This window comes from uncultured Limosilactobacillus sp. (genome assembly GCF_934202235.1).
Classification (GTDB): domain Bacteria; phylum Bacillota; class Bacilli; order Lactobacillales; family Lactobacillaceae; genus Limosilactobacillus.
The window spans coordinates 1-15,910 of the sequence record NZ_CAKPXS010000040.1 but is presented as its reverse complement, the minus strand read 5'-3'; the positions used below and the strand labels follow the sequence as shown (position 1 = coordinate 15,910).

The following is a 15,910-nucleotide window of genomic DNA, read 5'->3' as shown; positions in this document are numbered from 1 at the left end:
TGCTGAGCTATATTTGGTCATAAAAAATACCCCACAATCATTAGACAATTTTGTCTAACAATTGTAGGGCACTTCAACGCTGGCGGTTAATTTTATTATGTGGTTATTGTTCGGTTGATGATTTCGGCTGAGACTGCCGCCGGTGAACATCTTCACTCACCAACCGGTAGATGGCGGCAAACAGTGGCACGGTGAGCATCATTCCAATGACCCCGGAAAAACCTCCACCGATAATCACGGCAGCAAAAACCCAGACACTGGGGAGGCCAATACTCGACCCTACCACCAACGGGTAAGTAACCCGGTTATCAACCTGCTGAAGTACCAAAATAAAGATCAAAAAGATTAAGGCTTTGACTGGTGACACAGCAAAAATCAGGATGACTCCCACACTGGCCCCCAGGATGGCACCAATAATAGGGATCAGCGCCGTAAAGCAGGTGACGACACCAATCATCGATGCGTATGGCAACCGTAAAATTTTCATCCCCACAAAGCAAGCGGAACCCAAGATTGCCGCGTCTTTACACTGGCCAACAATGTAGGAGCTGTAACTGTGGTCGAAAACCGTTAAGACGTGCAGGACTGGCCGCTCAGCCCGCCCACCATACGTGTGCAGGAGCTGCCGGCACTGCCGCCCAAGTTTTTCCTTAAAAATTAGCAAGTAAATGGAGAAAAAGATGGCAATAACCATCGTCGTCACCCCAGAAACAATTGACGAAGCGGTACTCATCACGGTTTTGACCGTTCCACCAACACCGACAGTTAAGTATTTACCCGCCTTGTTCCAATCAAAGTGCTTTAAGTCAATCCCCTGCCACAACTCTTTAAAGTTCCCGTTTTGCTGGAAGTAGGAAACAAAGCGGTTAACAGTTTTACCGTGGTTAGCGACCAGCATTTCGATACAGTTAACGAGTTCTGGAATGACCATCCGCACCACGAAGGCCAGAATGATGATGATCGTCAAATAGGAACAAACCAAACCAAATGCCCGTTGAAAACGGAGCGCTTTCCCCTTGGCTACGCGGTGATATAACCGTTCGTACTGGCGAAGAACCAGGTTGACAATGTAGGCGACGACAGCACCCAACAGCAAGGGAAAGACTGCCGAATACAGCCGTCCCAGAAACTTATCCACTACCGTCCAGTAGCGGATGGCGAGATATAAAATAAACGCAACAATTGCCAGCGAAATATGCTGGCGACTAATCTTGATTTTCAAAATTATCTTCCTAACCTCATACGTGCGGATCAGCAACCATTCTGACAGCCAACCTTTTCAGATACATGCTGAGTATATCATAGCGCAAAAGAACAATCATTAACTCGCGACGCTGAAATCACTACTCTGTCAGTGACTGGTAGCGTTCGTCGAATCCTTCCGGCCACGCGGAACGAAGATAATAGTCAAGACCAGGTTAGCAACTAACAAACCAGTTAAAAGCCACAACGTCCACTTCGTCCCGGTCGCTACTCCCGCTGCTGACGTTTGCGACTGGTTTTGACTCATTGCCACGAAGGTTCCCGCTAACGCCGTCCCGGCAGCACCAGCAAACTGCTGAAGGGTGTTAAAGATTGCGTTACCCTGGGCGTGACTGGCCGCAGTGAGTGAGGTGAGGCCACTAGTCATTAAACTACTGAAGGACATCCCATAACCACCGTAATACACGACGTAGAGCGCAACAATCATAAGGTTAGATAATTGACGGGCCGCAATGGTCATGAGCGTGAGGCTGACTAAACTGGCAATCGTCCCCACTAAAATTGGTAAGCGGGCGCCCCACTTGTCAAGCATCTTGCCAGCCGCTGCCGCTAGCAAAGCATCCATCACCGCCCCGGGAAATATCACCCACCCAGCCAGGGAAACCGCGCCGTGATTAACTTCCTCAACGTAAAGGGGTAACAGGAACCCCAGTGCTAGTGTGGCCACCTTGGCAAAGCAGTAGCACAGCAGCTGCATACTGAAATGGGTATTGGTAAATAAGCGCGGACTGATCAGTGCTTGCGGGTCATGCCACGAAAGCAGGAACCAGCATACTAAAGCGAGGATGCCAACTATCAGCAAGCCGCTAACTGCAACTGACCAAAACTGGTGACGGGCAATATTAGTGAAACCAACCATCAAGAAAACCAGCCCACCAGCGATGCTTAACCACTGGGCCAGCTTAAAACGCCGTTTCTCGAGGACAACTAGTTGTGGCATCGAGTATGCCCCAGCCCCCGCCGCAATCACTGCCAAGACTGCGGAAATGATGAAAATCCATCGCCAGTTGAGCAAGTCAGTCATGAGCCCACCGAAGACTGGTCCAAAGGCCACTGCCGCGGCGGTGATCATCGTCCCAATTCCCATCATCAACCCCAGCTGTTCCTTGGGCACCTTCGTTAAGATAATGTTGTACATCAATGGCAAGCCGATCCCGGTGCCAATGCCCTGCAACGCCCGGCCCAGGAGTAGTAAGTCAAATCGCCAGGCCACAATATCGATTACTAACCCCAGCATAAAGAATCCGATACCCAGTAAAAAAATCCGTTTGGTCGGTAAACGCAGGCGAATTTGCGAGCTGAGCGGGACGATCGTCGCAATCACTAGCAACACTAATGTATTCACCCACTGGACCTGGTCAGTAGTTACCGCAAACTCACGAATCAGGGTCGGAAAAGTAACCGTTGTTGCAGTTTCATCAAGGATCCCGAGAAATGATAACATCCCCGCCGACAGAATTGCGACTAACACTCGTGGTGCCACTACTCTTTTCATCACCATTACCTCAATTCTTTTAACTAGAAAAAGGCATAGCTGATTCAAAATAATTAATCAGCCATGCCAAAGCATCCACTTATGAACACTTACACAGAGTGCGAGTAATTTGGTACGCGGCAATGCCAAACAAAGAAACCAATGCCAACAATAAAACTAATCACCGCGTATAAGAACAACAGGCTGTCAAAGAAACCACCAACACTGCCAATTGTCCCGCTAATCACCAAGAGAATTAGTCCAGTAACATCGCCATTAAAGGTCTTACTTTTTTCAAAGATGATGTAGATAATCCCAGAAGCACTAAATAAGCCTGCCATGATGATTTCCAAGACACCACTGACCAGGTTAGTACCAGTCCAAATACCGAGAATACCATTAACCACACCGTCGGCGATCAGCCAACCGGCGAGAACAATCAGAAAAATACCACACACTAGTTTTGTTATTCTCATTTTAAGGACTCCTTTCTTCCTCTATTATCAACCGAATCCTTAAAAGATGCAAATAGTGCGTAATGAAAACGTATCATTTGATTAAAAATACCTTTAAAATAGCTTGTCCCTTATCAGCTGACGCAAAAATAACATTACTTAATCGTTTGAATTTCCTGATAAAAAGCCATTTACCGTTCACAGACGTCCACAATGACGATTGATCATCATCATAAGTTAATAATTAACCGTTATTTATCGATCAAAAATCAAAGGTTGTTTTATTTTGCGAGTCGAAGGCCAATCATCAAGCACCCCAGCGCGACAAAAGCCCCCGCAACGATAACATTCAACCGTTTTTCATTAATGGAGTTGGCAAACCGTGAACCAACCAGCCCTGCGATGACCGCACCAACTGCGATGAGGGCGCCAGCCTTCCAGTTAACATTTTCCTGTCGCGCATAACCCAGCAGAGAAGAAATAGCAGTAATTGCCATAATAACTGTCGAAGTTCCAACCGCCTGGTGGATTGGGTAGTGGAGGACAAAGATGATCGCTAACAAGATCATCACGCCACCACCAGCCCCAACTAAGCCACTAATGATGCCAATCCCCAAACCGATCATCAACAGTAAAGATGCTTGACCAATCTTGCTCGTGATGTGCAAACCACGATGATGTTCCCACTGTTGGGGACCATTCTTTTTTCGTAAAGTGACTAGTCCGGAGATAATCAGCACAATCGCAAAGGTAATACTCAACGAACTGTCAGGGATCAACCCGGCCCAGTGACTACCTAACTGTGCACCAAGAATTGAGCCACCAGTAATCCATAAACTGGCTTGCAAGCGAACATTACCGTGGCGAAAGTAACCACCGGCAACCACAATACTAGTAATGACATCAACCATTAAACTCGTGCCAATTGCCATGTGAGAATTCATCCCCAACCACATCGTGAGTGCTGGAACGACAACACAAACACCACTGGCACCAATCAAACTGGTGACCGTCCCGGTAATAATACCGACAATCACTAACCCCACCATCGTTAATCCACCCATCGAACAGCCCTCCTGACTTAACCATTGATCACTAATATCCTGATCACTCGTTAAGTCCATTATACCTTTCTGGTTGTTTGGGCATTAATAGTAGTCGCGGTTTCTTTCCTGGGGACCGCTAAAATCAAGTTTTGCAACACCTCCGCCGCGTGATGATCCCGAAACTGATAGTGATTTGCTAATGACATATTGCCAGTTAACTTATTCAGAATATTCTTCACATCCATGTTATCAGCTACTGTATTGACCAAGACAGCTAAATCCTTTGCCTCGCGACGGATCCGACGGGTCTCTTGTAAATATTGAACAAACTTATCAGCATCAATCGCCGCTAAGTCGGTCAGCTCTACCATGTGGAGCTGGTCTTGAATGATTTTGCCATCATACCAGCCTAAGAACTGGTTAAGCTGATCCCGGTGGACAAGGCACTGGAGAACATATTTTAAACAACGAAAGAACTCCACCGCATTATATGTGTCCAGGTCAAAAGCCGGTTGGTCCGCGGTCTGATTAGTGACCGTCAACGTGCCCCGCTCCCCATCATTAAAGTGACTCACTAAGCGTTGATTTAACCGTTCCAACCGTTCACTCAACTGCGATACCTGGACAGCAATTGAATCAAGTTGCTGTTCGTCAGTGGACCAGATAACTTGGCCATCACGGACGTCAAGGACCGTCAAATATTGGCGCTCAAATGTCGGATACTTGGCCCACAACCGCTGGTTAGTAGTGAGCGTTTTGGCCGTCGCCACGGCCTTCTCCTCCTCTTTCCACCGCCGAACATTAGCGTTAAAGGGATAAACAAAGCCCCCATTTTCGTAGAGGGTCGTATCGAGAAAGTGGTAACTATCTTCATGCCGGGTAGCAACAACGTAGTACTTCTTATCCTTCTTAACCTTCTTCGCCATCTTGGCACTGACCCAGGATGGTGATACATCAACTTCTGCAGGTACTGGCGTCCGGTTAGCCGTTGAATCAGTGACCGTTGTCAGTTGTTCCAATTCAGTGGTACCTGGCTGACCAATATAGAAACGGTCAACTTTTTTCTGGCCAAAGATCGTTGGGTAATCCTGCCTAAGTTGGTCGAAGGCACTGACTAGGGCGGCGCGAGAGTCCCACCGATAATGGTCGTCATCCTTCTTCGAAAAATGGTGGGCCTTGGTCCAATAGGAACGGTTCCCGACCTTAGAAACGTAAACCAATTCAAACGCCATCGTTTACCAAACCTCATTTTCTATATGTACTTCTCTAGATCTTAGTTAATTATGCAAACATATGTTCGATTAAATTATATCATAAGAGAGAATACTTTGAAGCGAAGGCAAACAAAAAAGCGTCAGCCAAAGCCAACGCTACTTTAAATGCGAATCCTGAATTAATCTGATAAGTTTAACTCAAAGGCAAGCCGCCGCGGATCGTTCTGGTCATCAACCATGATGATCCCTCGCTTAACAAACCCGAACTTGGTTGCCAAGGCCTGGAGACGTTTGTTTACCGGGTGGGTGTCAATGCGGAAGTTTTTAACGCCCTGCAGCTGACCAACAGTTAACAAATTGGACAAAAAGTAGTTACTCAGGTGTTGGCCACGAAAAGCTGCCGAAAGAGCCACCCGGTGAATCGTCATGTATGGCGCAGCTGGTTGGTTCCAGGCACCATCAATCTTCTCGTATGACGGCTCGAGCCCACCTTGCAACGTTGCCGTTCCGGCAATCTCGTTACCAACCATCAACACCCAATTATCCTGCTTGGTAATGTCTGCAGCAAACATTGCCCGGTCAGGGTGCCCATCCTGCCACTGTGGACTACCGTCAGCCTTCAGGAGGGCCTTTGCCTGATCAACAATTTGCATAATCGCATCCAAATCATTGCTGGTTGACCGCCGAATTGAAATTTGTGCCATCTTACCACCTCCTTCATCAAGATACTTTATTTTATCATTCGCTGGTCTTCGTTCAACAAGTTAAGCGAATTTTGTTAATCAATACCAGCCACAGTTGGTGAAGTAGGTAGACAGAAAGATACGAACACAACCAGGTGCAAACCCAGGTGGCAAAGATCCCTGGCAGCAGCCACCGGCTAGCAATCTTGTACAGGAATAACCCCCACAGGATCCGGTCCCAGAAAACATTAGCTAGGAAGGCGCGATAAGCATAGAAAGCCAGGAAGTGAATGGTTTTCAGTGACCGTTTCATTTGGTAGACCTTTTGCACAATACAAATCATGTAGATCAGGGCAATTACCGCTAAAGCATAGATGGCCATCGACGGCCGGTAATACGTATCGTCCACGAGGTTGGTTAAATCGTGAAAGGCGAAAAACTGCTGGCGGGTCCAGAGGTAGGTGCCAACATAAACCATGACCACCGCCCACCAGCCATAGTAAAGCCAGCGTTGAATTTCCTTATGGAAGTTCCAAGCTAACCCGCCGTAGAAGCCAAAGATCAGAAAACTGATAAACAGCCGGTTTAGTAAGTACCAGTGGTTGGCCTGGGGACCATTGAAAACGTACTGGTCGTAGAACCACAGCCAGCAGCCATAAATCCCCGTCACAATGAGCCACACGGCAATCAACCGCTGACGGTTATGCCCAACATAATTAGTGGTCCACTTGATCACCGGCATGATAATTAAGAATTGGAGCATCATCACGCTGTACCATAAGTGGGGCGCCGCATTCCCACTAACCACCTGCCAGCAGAAGGTCGCAATATTGTGATAATGCTCGCGTTGCTGGAGGTTTGGCATGACCAACAGGTAAATTACGGTCCATATTAAGGTGGGCCAAAAATTATTCGCCCACTGGTCACGGGCATAATCCGGCATTTTTAAGTTTTTACGTCCATCACTTTGCCGAATCACGGTAAAAACGATCCCAAAGATAAAGGCCGGCGAGGTGAACTTGACTAGGTTGTAAAGTGACGCTAAGATGCGTTGATCGTTAGCAGCAAGCGGCATCTTCACGGTGAGAGCAATAATTGGTTGCAGCATCACCATCCCGTTGGCAATGACTTTCAAATAATCACCGATATCCGCTAGCCACCAATGCGCTTGCTGGTCATTTAACTTTCGCATACTTTCACCCCCAATCGCGGTTAGCCTTATTGTACCTATTCCCGGTTAGTAATTGCTAATTATCTCGTTAACGACACCTCATTGGTTAACGTTCCTTAGAACAACGTAAAAATGTAATCTTCTTCGGCAATACCTTAATTTTTAAAGTAAATCGCGTTAAAGACCTTTTTTAAGCCATGTCTTTATCAATCAATTCTCCCTACAATTAAAGGTGTTGTGAAGAAAGATTTGATCTCAAGGAGGAATTTTCATGAAAGCTGCTGTTTTATATGAACCTGGTCAAGCCGAACAGTTAAAATACGTGGATGTCCCAACACCTGATACTAAACCCGGCTGGTCATTGATTAAGGTCATGGGTCGCGGTCTTACTTACGCCGAAGTCGACGCCAGAAATGGGATGTCCCCTACTGGTAAAATTGAATGCCCGAAAATCTTAGGCATTGAATGTGTTGGTGTCATTGAAAAGACAACTGATCCTGAACGTTTGCCTGTCGGTCAAAAAGCCGTTTCAATGGGCGGTGGCATGGGAATAATGTTTGATGGGTCATACGCCGATTATACCCTTCTCCCAAATAAGCAAATCGTTCCAATTCAATCGAACTTATCCTGGGAAGACCTGGCTGCCATTTCGGAAAGTTATTACACGGCATACCGGAGCTTACTGCAACTGAAAATCAAGGATGCGAAAACGCTTCTGGTCCGGGCTGCAACGAGCAGCGTTGGTCTGGCAGCACTGAAGCTCGCCCGGGTAATGAATCCTGAAATCAAAGTGTTTGGGACGTCACGTCGCGCCGAAGCTAAGCAAACCATTCTCGATTTTGGCTTTGATGGTTTTGTTCAGGACAAGGACAATGAGCTGCAAACTTCCGATTCATATGACGCCATCTTTGACCTGGTGGGTTGTTCCAGTGCATTAGATTCCATGAAGCACCTTAACCCGTTTGGCATTGTTAGCGTGACCGGCGACATGGGTCGCGTTCCTGTCTTAGAACAATTTAACCCAATTGTTGCCATCCCCAACGACCGCTATATGACCTCATTTGCTAACTTTGTCATTGAAGAGAAACCCTTTGATGACTTATTGAAGCTCATTGAAGATAATAATGTCGATGTGAGTCCAGTCAAAGTCTTTCACTTGAAAGATATTGTTGAAGCTCACAAGTTCTTAGAAGGACACCAACACCCTGGTAAGGTTGTTGTCTTGCCATAACAAATCAAAAGAGAAGTCGTTGCGTGAACGGCTTCTCTTTTTTACTTTAGGATGGCATAAACACGGTATGCTGCCACCTTAGAAACTTGATTAATAAACCGGTATAACTGGTCTTGGGATTTAAATCGTGCCTCATAAATGAAATCAGTTTCGCCTGACGATCGACAACAGCGAATCATATTCTCCTGCCATTCATTGATTATTTTGTTGAAGGTCAACATCCGGGGCTGGTGAAGCGAAAAATGCAAGAAGACGTGAACTTTGTACCCCAAGTTAGTATGGTTAATATCAATGGTGTAGCGCTGAATGACATCGTGGTCTTCTAAATTTAGCAAGCGAGCCTTCGTTGCTGGAGCAGACAAGTGAATCCTTTGTGCCAGGTCAGTAAGCTTAATCCGGCTGTTATTTGATAAAATATGCAAGATCTGCTTATCAGTGCTATCAACTTTCATTTTTGGCATACTCCCAATTTTATTTGTTAACTACTCTTAAATTATAGTAGAGTACGCCGTGCTCCTCAACAAATAGCATGCCCAACCCGTTAAAAGCCAAGTCTAAAGCTTATAATCGCCCACTTTTAGACTAAAAGATAGTTGGTACTAGTCTGCCATCCATTCGCAGTGCTTCGCCAGAGAACAAGGCTGAAGATGAACTAACAGCGACACTCGGTTATTTGGGGAATGAGTACCGTTTTAATGTTGATACTATTCTTGTATTTTTTGAGATCATCATCTCTTTTATCCAGTCAATTCGATCATTATAATATCCGATATAAATCTGAAATTAGGATAACTGGGTAAAAGGAGAATGAAATGATCTCACAAGAAAAAATCGCCTCATTTAAAAAGCTGGCAAACTCGGGCCGTATTTACGACAGCGTGGATGAAGAATTTTTAAATTACCAACACCAGCTGGTTCAACGAATATTTGAGTTCAATCAAACGCCAGAAACCCCGGCAGGGTTAAAAAAACGTGACGAGATTTTGCAACAGTCGATGGGGACTTATGGCGAGGGGCTATACATCATCCCACCAATTAACGCTAACTCCGGTTTAACCAATGTTCATGTTGGTAAAAATGTCGTCATTAATTTCAATTGTAACTTTGTTGACGATGGTAACATTTTTATTGGTAATGATACGATGATTGGCCCTAACTGTACCTTTGCCACAGCGATGCACCCGATCTCTCCCAAGTTACGGCGGCATAAACTCCAATACAATAAACCAATTCAGATTGGTGATAATGTTTGGCTCGGTGGTAATGTGACTATTTTACCAGGAGTAACAATCGGTGATAATTCGATTGTCGGTGCCGGTAGCGTCGTCACCAAGAATGTTCCGGCCAACGTCATTGTTGTTGGCAACCCAGCCAGAATATTACGTCAGATTACCGACCGTGACGATCGCGTTTACGATGGTCATAAAACAATTCCGAAAGAAATCATCGATAAGTATATGTAAAAGTAACTGATGGTTGATCCTCATAGGAGATCAATCACCCTTTTTGTTTCGTTTGACGATACTTTTTGGGGGTCATGCCCACCCGTTTCTTAAACTCACTAGAAAAATAACTGGGGTTACTAAAGCCGCACCGGAGGGCCACTTCTTTAACTGTCTGTGTCGAGGAAGTCAACATGCTCTCCGCCATCGCCATTCGGTAGTCATTCAAATATTCAATTGGTGTTTGATAAAGAACTGCTTTAAATGACCGAAAACACTCCGCCCGGCTAATATTAATGGCATTCGCAATCTCGTCAACCGTAACTCGAGCTCGCTGATAATTTTCATGAAGATATTGGATAGCCACCCGCACACGGTCGACCTGGTTATTCGGCGTAAAACTGAGCTGATGATGGTTATCTTGCCGAAATTGAACGACCATTAACCGCCAGATTCGGCAGACCAGTTCCAGGCTATGCAACTCATAGTCTGGGTCATCTGTTGCCAGTTGGCACAACTCTTTAATATTATTGGTAATCGCCAGTTCAGCCGGATTGTCCACCTGCCAAGTAATTTCACTTACTCCCGAATTAATGACCGGTAAAACTGAACTTCTTCTCAGGATATCAAGCCCCTTAAAATTAAAAAAGGTTGGTGGTAAAACCAGCCCAGCAGTTCTTGTATTATGGACCAACGCCTGGACACTATGGAGAATCCCAGAATTAACAAAAATGCCATCCCCTGGCTGCAGGGTTATTTTTTCAGCATGGAGACCGTTATTAATGATATACTGGCAGCTTCCCTGGATAACGGTTGTCATTTCAAAACCATCGTGCCAGTGAGTAGTCCACTGCCGATTAACATAGTCGTCAAAATTATCAATACATGTAACAAGCGGAATCGCGTGCTCATCGTAACTAACATTTTCATAAAGGTCACTAGTAAGGTGCAATGACTTTAATTTCATATTTGCTCCCAGTTGATACGATTATTAACTTTAGCGGTATTTTTACATCAATATAATATCATTAAGCAATATAAAATCACTATCTGCCGATGCAACACTAATTTACGTACACAATATATTTACATTGGTTCTTTTTCGGCTGTTTGTCAATCGGGAATAAGACTTAATTTTGGCCAGTTCAAGTAACTAGTTTGCTTGGACTGGTTTTTCTAGTTATTGGGGGCTCCTTAAACATGACCTTTAAATTTTTAACGTAAAATACGAGTGTCGCGCAATAATGCATCAACAGTCCTTGATCATTGGTCCGCCACCAACTTGACAGCGACAATTCTCTGGTCTTAAACAAAAAACGGTTTAACCGCGGAAGAATCCGCGGCCAAGTCCCCTAAATCAATTTTCTATTTAAACTGTATCCTTGACGGAACGCAGTGCCACCTTAAAGCAGCTTGCTTTTTTTATTTAAGTTTATATTTTACCATCAGTGATGATCGTAACAAATTACACTGCAAGCTTGAGAGATTGTATAAGGGGGAGTTTCTACTCCTCTTTAGCATCAATCACATCGTGCACAACTTGTAAGACCTGACGCAGTGCAATATTATCAATTTTTGTCAGGTATCGCATCGAGCGAGTTTGATAGTCAAAAGTATGAAATTGTAACGAATTCACTACTCCATCAACAAGATCGTTCTTAAATTCGACAAATAGTCCTGTTTTCCTTAAACGATTATTTTGCGCATGAGTAATGGGACAAACGACCGCTAATCCCGTTAAAGCCGAGTACCGTGAATTGCTGATCACTAAAGCGGGGCGCCGCTTACGAATCTCACTTCCCGAACTGGGATTAAAATCAATGGTGACAATATCACCCTTATGGGGAAGATAATCCGTCCTAACTCCACTCACTATCCAAGACCTCACGATCATTCATTACGTCTTTTTGATGCAAGTCTTCTTTAAACCAGTGTCCTTCAAAAGGATTCCGGTGTTCCGGGCGATAAACAATTGAGCCATCGGGCTTGAGCTCGGCCTTAAACTTGGTACCTGGAGCAACGTTGAACGACTTGGGAATGGTTAATGTCGCTGAATTGCCCACTCTACGGACTTTAATGGTCATGTCAATCCCTCCTTGTGTATCTTTAGTATACACTGTGGACTTATAAGAATCAATCACTTACACCTTCAAACTGAATATTGCTATTTCATAAAAATAATTAAAGATGTAATTTTTTAACACTATCCACCTATCCATCTAATGTTTAAAAGGCATCAAACACTTAGAATTACTACTATTTTTTCTATCTTTATACTGAGGTCAGTCCCATCTTCAATAATGCAAATATCTTAGGACTACCGATTTCCAAGGCACTAAAAGAAGTAATAAAACAACTACATCATCATGATAAGTAAAATAAACTTTATACTGATAGTCACAATTTAAATTAAAAAGTGTACTAATTCCCATCGTCAAAACGAGAGTTAGTACACTTTTAACCTATCAAGAATACTGTTACATCGGCATTTGTCGCCAAGCACCGTTACGGATTCAGCGGTTCGGTTTTAGCCAATCACTTGTCGCTCTCGCTCCTCATTCTTGGAAACCTATCGCAGGGAGTGTTTCTAAGCTTTCACGCTCCTGTTAGTCGCGTTCAGTACTCTCAACGGTGCCAACGAATCGCTTCGTCACTACGTTCCTTGCTCTTCGGGCCCTATCGTATGGAGTGTTTCAAGGCCTTGAGCGTGACTACTCATCACGCTCAAGAACAGAAACACTCTCAACATGCGTCGTCTGGGGGAACATATCAACCGGCTGGATCGGCTTAGCCACGTGGTAGCCTTGCTCACCCCACCGCTGGATATCACGAACCAGCGTCGCCGGGTTGCAGGAAACATAGACAACCTTCTTCGGCCCCATCTTACCGGTAGCCTCGATCAGCTGTTCATCAAGACCCTTACGCGGCGGGTCAACGATCAAGACATCCGGGTGCATCCTCTGCGCTTGCCACTTAGCCATCTGGTCTTCAGCCTTGGCCACCACAAAGTGGGCGTTGTGGATGCCATTGGCCTTGGCATTATGCTTGGCATCGTTAACCGCTTCAGCAACCACTTCAACCCCGTAGACTTCCTTGGCGTGTTTAGCAACTGCCAGACTAATCGTCCCGATCCCACAGTAGGCGTCAATCACCGTCTGACTTCCGTCCAGCTCTGCCGCCTTAATCGCTGTGTCATACAGCCGCTCCGTTTGCTGCGGGTTCACCTGGTAGAATGACCGTGGCGAGATCGTGAAGTCGATTCCCAGTAATGTATCGTGAATGGCTGACTCACCCCACAGGACGTGGTCTTCGTTTCCCAGCAGGCGGTTCGTCCGCTTGGCATTAACGTTTTGTACCAGACTCTTCAGCTCAGGTACTCCCGCAACAATTCCCTTGACCAGTTCGTCTTTCATTGGTAATTTCCGTTTATTAGTCACCAGGACAACCATCATTTCGTGGGAATAATAGCCCCGCCGCACCATGATCGTGCGAATTACACCGCGCCCAGTCCGCTCATCATACGGATCGATGTGAAACTTTCGCAGCAAATTGCGGACAACGACAATTGCCTTGTCCAGTTGCGGGTCTTGGATCACAAAATCCTCGGTCGGTACCAGCTTGTGACTCCCCCGCCGGTAAAAGCCCGTTTCAACTTTTCCGCGAACGAGCTTTACTGGCACCTGTGCCTTGTTCCGGTAGTGGTAAGGGGCAGCCATCCCCATCGTCGGTAATACCTTAATGTCATCAAGGTGCGCCTTGGATAGCAACTCTTGGATCTGCCGCTGTTTAAACTTTAGTTGGGCATCATACTTCAGGTTTGCTAGCGGTGCAATTCCTGATTGCAGGAGCTTCTGGTCCGCCGTTGTCACCCGGTCGGCACTCTTCGATTGCCACTCCATCACCCGGCCCCACGCAAAGTGGCTAGTAACCTTGGTGACTTTGACAGTCACATGTTCACCCGGCAGGGCGTTAGGAACAAAAATTGGGAAGTCGTCAACTTTGACCACACCATTCCCCTGGTAAGTTAAGTCGGCTACCGTACCCTGGTAGTCATTATTTTTATGAACTGGTACTTGAACCTTCATGTTTTCCTCCGTTCTTAACTATGCAAGTGCTTGTCTCATTGTATGGTTTTACCCCGCCCTTTGCAAACCAATTCACCAACGCAAAAAGGAGATCACCTGCTGATGATCTCCTTTCGTCATTTAAACGACAGTATTATTCATGGCGCCGGGTCTTACCGGACAAGCCTAATCCTAATGTTGCCATGATCGCCAAACCACCAAGGGCCATCAATGATAATTGGCGACGGGTCCCAGTTTGTGGCAGTTTGTCTGCCTGCTTATTGTTTGTGGTCTTGGTAGTAGGTTGACTAGCAGCGACTTCCTTAATCTCGTTTGTTCCTGCCTGACGGGTAGGTTCTGTTGGAGTCGATTGTTCTGGTTGATCCTGTTGTCCGTGATCAGTTGGCGTTGTCGGAATTTCTGACTGGCCATGATCTCCATGGTCTGGTTGCTCTTGTACCAACCGCACTGTAATCACAATTGGCTGGTCATTCCCAGTAAAGGTGTAAGTATCAGCTGGCAACTGATCGACTATTTCGCAACCGGCTGGGGCCACAAAGTTTAAGTGAACCTGGTCGCCGACATAACCATTGACCGTGTCTGTCTTAACAACTGTCCCATCAGCCGTTTCATACTTAACCTCAACACTAGCGCTAACCGGAACTGCGGCAACGTGAACCACTACTGGTTCATTCGTCTTATTGAAGGTGAAAGCCTGGTTAGCTGCTTGACCTCCTGCTAGCTGGTAACCAGCTGGAGCTGTGAAGTTTAAGGTTGTCGAGTCACCAACATACCCGTTGACCGTTTGAGTCTTCACTAAGGTCCCATCAGCCGTTTCATACTTAACCTCAACACTAGCACTAAACGGAACTGCGGTAACTTTCACAACAACTGGATCATTGTTCTTATTAAAGGTGAAAGCCTGACTAGCTGCTTGGCCGTTAGCCAATTGGTAACCAGCTGGAGCTGTGAAGTTTAAGGTTGTCGAGTCGCCAACATACCCGTTGACCGTTTGAGTCTTCACTACGGTCCCATCAGCCGTTTCATACTTAACTTCGGCGCTAGCGCTGACTGGAACGGCAACAACCTTCACAATCACTGGTTCGTTCGTCCGGTTGAAGGTAAAGCTCTGGCTGTCTGCTTGACCCTGGGACAGTTGATATCCAGTTGGTGCAGTAAAACTTAACGTTGTCGAATCTCCAACGTAACCGTTGACCGTCTCACTCTTCACTACTGCCCCATCAGCCGTTTCGTACTTAACCTCAACGCTAGCACTAACCGGAACTGCGGTAACTTGCACAACAACTGGATCATTGTTCTTATTAAAGGTGAAAGCCTGACTAGCTACTTGACCTGCTGCTAGCTCGTAACCAGTTGGAGCTGTGAAGTTCAAAGTTGTTGAGTCGCCAACGTAACCGTTGACCGTTTGAGTCTTAACAACGTGCCCGTCAGCCGTTTCATACTTAACCTCAACACTAGCGCTAACCGGAATTGCGGTAATTTGCACAACAACCGGATCATTGCTCTTATTAAAGGTGAAGGTCTGACTAGTTGCTTGGCCGTTAGCCAATTGGTAACCATCAGGAGCTGTGAAGTTCAAGGTTGTCGAGTCGCCAACGTAACCGTTGACCGTTTGAGTCTTCACTACGGTCCCATCAGCCGTTTCATACTTGACCTCGACATTAGCACTAACTGGAATCTCAACAACTTTTACAATCACCGGATTGTTCGTTTTATTAAATGTAAAGGACTGACTAGTTACTTGGCCGTTAGCCAGTTGGTAACCATCAGGAGCTGTGAAGTTTAAGGTTGTCGAGTCGCCAACATACCCGTTGACCGTTTGAGTCTTCACTACGGTCCCATCAGC

Annotated in this window: 15 protein-coding genes and 1 pseudogene; 3 read left to right on the top strand and 13 right to left on the bottom strand. The window is 45.8% G+C overall.

From position 1 onward, the window contains the following. Positions 1-103: 103 nt before the first annotated feature. From Q0E49_RS06420 to Q0E49_RS06390, 7 genes are all read right to left on the bottom strand, one after another. Entirely contained in the window at positions 104-1,222 is a 1,119-nt protein-coding gene (locus Q0E49_RS06420; protein ID WP_295747210.1) for an AI-2E family transporter, read from the bottom strand. 129 nt (positions 1,223-1,351) lie between these two features. Beyond that, positions 1,352-2,758: an MFS transporter gene (locus Q0E49_RS06415; protein ID WP_295747208.1), complete on the bottom strand. Its 1,407-nt coding sequence runs from the start codon at positions 2,756-2,758 to the stop codon at positions 1,352-1,354. 89 nt (positions 2,759-2,847) lie between these two features. Beyond that, on the bottom strand, positions 2,848-3,213 hold the full coding sequence (locus tag Q0E49_RS06410; protein WP_295747206.1) for a hypothetical protein: 366 nt from the start codon (positions 3,211-3,213) through the stop codon (positions 2,848-2,850). A 260-nt stretch (positions 3,214-3,473) separates the two neighbouring features. Further along, on the bottom strand, positions 3,474-4,256 hold the full coding sequence (locus tag Q0E49_RS06405) for a sulfite exporter TauE/SafE family protein (RefSeq protein ID WP_295747204.1): 783 nt from the start codon (positions 4,254-4,256) through the stop codon (positions 3,474-3,476). Positions 4,257-4,315: 59 nt separating this feature from the next. Continuing rightward, positions 4,316-5,470: a hypothetical protein gene (locus Q0E49_RS06400; RefSeq protein WP_295747202.1), complete on the bottom strand. Its 1,155-nt coding sequence runs from the start codon at positions 5,468-5,470 to the stop codon at positions 4,316-4,318. A gap of 161 nt (positions 5,471-5,631) precedes the next feature. Next, on the bottom strand, positions 5,632-6,156 hold the full coding sequence (locus tag Q0E49_RS06395) for a GNAT family N-acetyltransferase (RefSeq protein WP_295747200.1): 525 nt from the start codon (positions 6,154-6,156) through the stop codon (positions 5,632-5,634). A gap of 52 nt (positions 6,157-6,208) precedes the next feature. Beyond that, a complete protein-coding gene (locus Q0E49_RS06390) occupies positions 6,209-7,327 on the bottom strand; it encodes a hypothetical protein (protein WP_295747198.1) in 1,119 nt (372 codons plus the stop codon). Between the two features lie 250 nt (positions 7,328-7,577). On the opposite strand from Q0E49_RS06390, the gene Q0E49_RS06385 reads away from it, so the two are divergent. After that, on the top strand, positions 7,578-8,537 hold the full coding sequence (locus Q0E49_RS06385) for a zinc-binding dehydrogenase (RefSeq protein ID WP_295747196.1): 960 nt from the start codon (positions 7,578-7,580) through the stop codon (positions 8,535-8,537). Positions 8,538-8,578: 41 nt separating this feature from the next. Here the strand turns inward: Q0E49_RS06385 and Q0E49_RS06380 are convergent, their stop codons facing one another. Beyond that, on the bottom strand, positions 8,579-8,989 hold the full coding sequence (locus Q0E49_RS06380) for an Lrp/AsnC family transcriptional regulator (protein ID WP_295747194.1): 411 nt from the start codon (positions 8,987-8,989) through the stop codon (positions 8,579-8,581). 360 nt (positions 8,990-9,349) lie between these two features. Between Q0E49_RS06380 and Q0E49_RS06375 the strand changes: the two genes are divergently transcribed. Next, complete coding sequence (locus Q0E49_RS06375; RefSeq protein WP_295747192.1) at positions 9,350-10,000, top strand: sugar O-acetyltransferase; 651 nt, start codon at positions 9,350-9,352, stop codon at positions 9,998-10,000. A 34-nt stretch (positions 10,001-10,034) separates the two neighbouring features. Here the strand turns inward: Q0E49_RS06375 and Q0E49_RS06370 are convergent, their stop codons facing one another. The 3 genes from Q0E49_RS06370 to Q0E49_RS06360 form a co-directional block, all read right to left on the bottom strand. Beyond that, positions 10,035-10,946 carry an AraC family transcriptional regulator gene (locus Q0E49_RS06370; RefSeq protein ID WP_295747189.1) on the bottom strand — a complete coding sequence of 304 codons (912 nt, stop codon included), beginning with the start codon at positions 10,944-10,946 and terminating at the stop codon, positions 10,035-10,037. Between the two features lie 537 nt (positions 10,947-11,483). Next, on the bottom strand, positions 11,484-11,852 hold the full coding sequence (locus Q0E49_RS06365) for a type II toxin-antitoxin system PemK/MazF family toxin (protein ID WP_295747187.1): 369 nt from the start codon (positions 11,850-11,852) through the stop codon (positions 11,484-11,486). Further along, positions 11,839-12,063, bottom strand: coding sequence for an AbrB/MazE/SpoVT family DNA-binding domain-containing protein (locus Q0E49_RS06360; RefSeq protein ID WP_295747185.1), 225 nt, complete (start codon positions 12,061-12,063; stop codon positions 11,839-11,841). The genes Q0E49_RS06365 and Q0E49_RS06360 overlap by 14 nt, the downstream gene beginning before the upstream one ends. 182 nt (positions 12,064-12,245) lie before the next feature. Between Q0E49_RS06360 and Q0E49_RS08000 the strand changes: the two are divergent. Then, positions 12,246-12,356, top strand: a pseudogene (locus Q0E49_RS08000) (hypothetical protein); the annotation flags it as partial. A 334-nt stretch (positions 12,357-12,690) separates the two neighbouring features. Here Q0E49_RS08000 and rlmD read toward each other — a convergent pair. Both rlmD and Q0E49_RS06350 read right to left on the bottom strand, forming a co-directional pair. After that, positions 12,691-14,064 (bottom strand): 23S rRNA (uracil(1939)-C(5))-methyltransferase RlmD, encoded by a 1,374-nt coding sequence (gene rlmD, locus Q0E49_RS06355; RefSeq protein ID WP_295747183.1) that lies wholly within the window; start codon positions 14,062-14,064, stop codon positions 12,691-12,693. Positions 14,065-14,197: 133 nt separating this feature from the next. Next, on the bottom strand, positions 14,198-15,910 hold a 1,713-nt coding region (locus Q0E49_RS06350; RefSeq protein ID WP_295747181.1), incomplete at its 5' end, for a MucBP domain-containing protein.

What these genes read in the sequence shown, in the direction of transcription:
- Q0E49_RS06385 (WP_295747196.1), top strand. Translation starts at nt 7,578, where the DNA reads ATGAAAGCTGCTGTTTTATATGAACCTGGTCAAGCCGAACAGTTAAAA.
- Q0E49_RS06375 (WP_295747192.1), top strand. Translation starts at nt 9,350, where the DNA reads ATGATCTCACAAGAAAAAATCGCCTCATTTAAAAAGCTGGCAAACTCG.
- Q0E49_RS06380 (WP_295747194.1), bottom strand. Translation starts at nt 8,989, where the DNA reads ATGAAAGTTGATAGCACTGATAAGCAGATCTTGCATATTTTATCAAAT.
- Q0E49_RS06370 (WP_295747189.1), bottom strand. Translation starts at nt 10,946, where the DNA reads ATGAAATTAAAGTCATTGCACCTTACTAGTGACCTTTATGAAAATGTT.
- Q0E49_RS06415 (WP_295747208.1), bottom strand. Translation starts at nt 2,758, where the DNA reads ATGAAAAGAGTAGTGGCACCACGAGTGTTAGTCGCAATTCTGTCGGCG.
- Q0E49_RS06360 (WP_295747185.1), bottom strand. Translation starts at nt 12,063, where the DNA reads ATGACCATTAAAGTCCGTAGAGTGGGCAATTCAGCGACATTAACCATT.
- Q0E49_RS06410 (WP_295747206.1), bottom strand. Translation starts at nt 3,213, where the DNA reads ATGAGAATAACAAAACTAGTGTGTGGTATTTTTCTGATTGTTCTCGCC.
- Q0E49_RS06400 (WP_295747202.1), bottom strand. Translation starts at nt 5,470, where the DNA reads ATGGCGTTTGAATTGGTTTACGTTTCTAAGGTCGGGAACCGTTCCTAT.
- Q0E49_RS06390 (WP_295747198.1), bottom strand. Translation starts at nt 7,327, where the DNA reads ATGCGAAAGTTAAATGACCAGCAAGCGCATTGGTGGCTAGCGGATATC.
- Q0E49_RS06405 (WP_295747204.1), bottom strand. Translation starts at nt 4,256, where the DNA reads ATGGGTGGATTAACGATGGTGGGGTTAGTGATTGTCGGTATTATTACC.
- rlmD (WP_295747183.1), bottom strand. Translation starts at nt 14,064, where the DNA reads ATGAAGGTTCAAGTACCAGTTCATAAAAATAATGACTACCAGGGTACG.
- Q0E49_RS06395 (WP_295747200.1), bottom strand. Translation starts at nt 6,156, where the DNA reads ATGGCACAAATTTCAATTCGGCGGTCAACCAGCAATGATTTGGATGCG.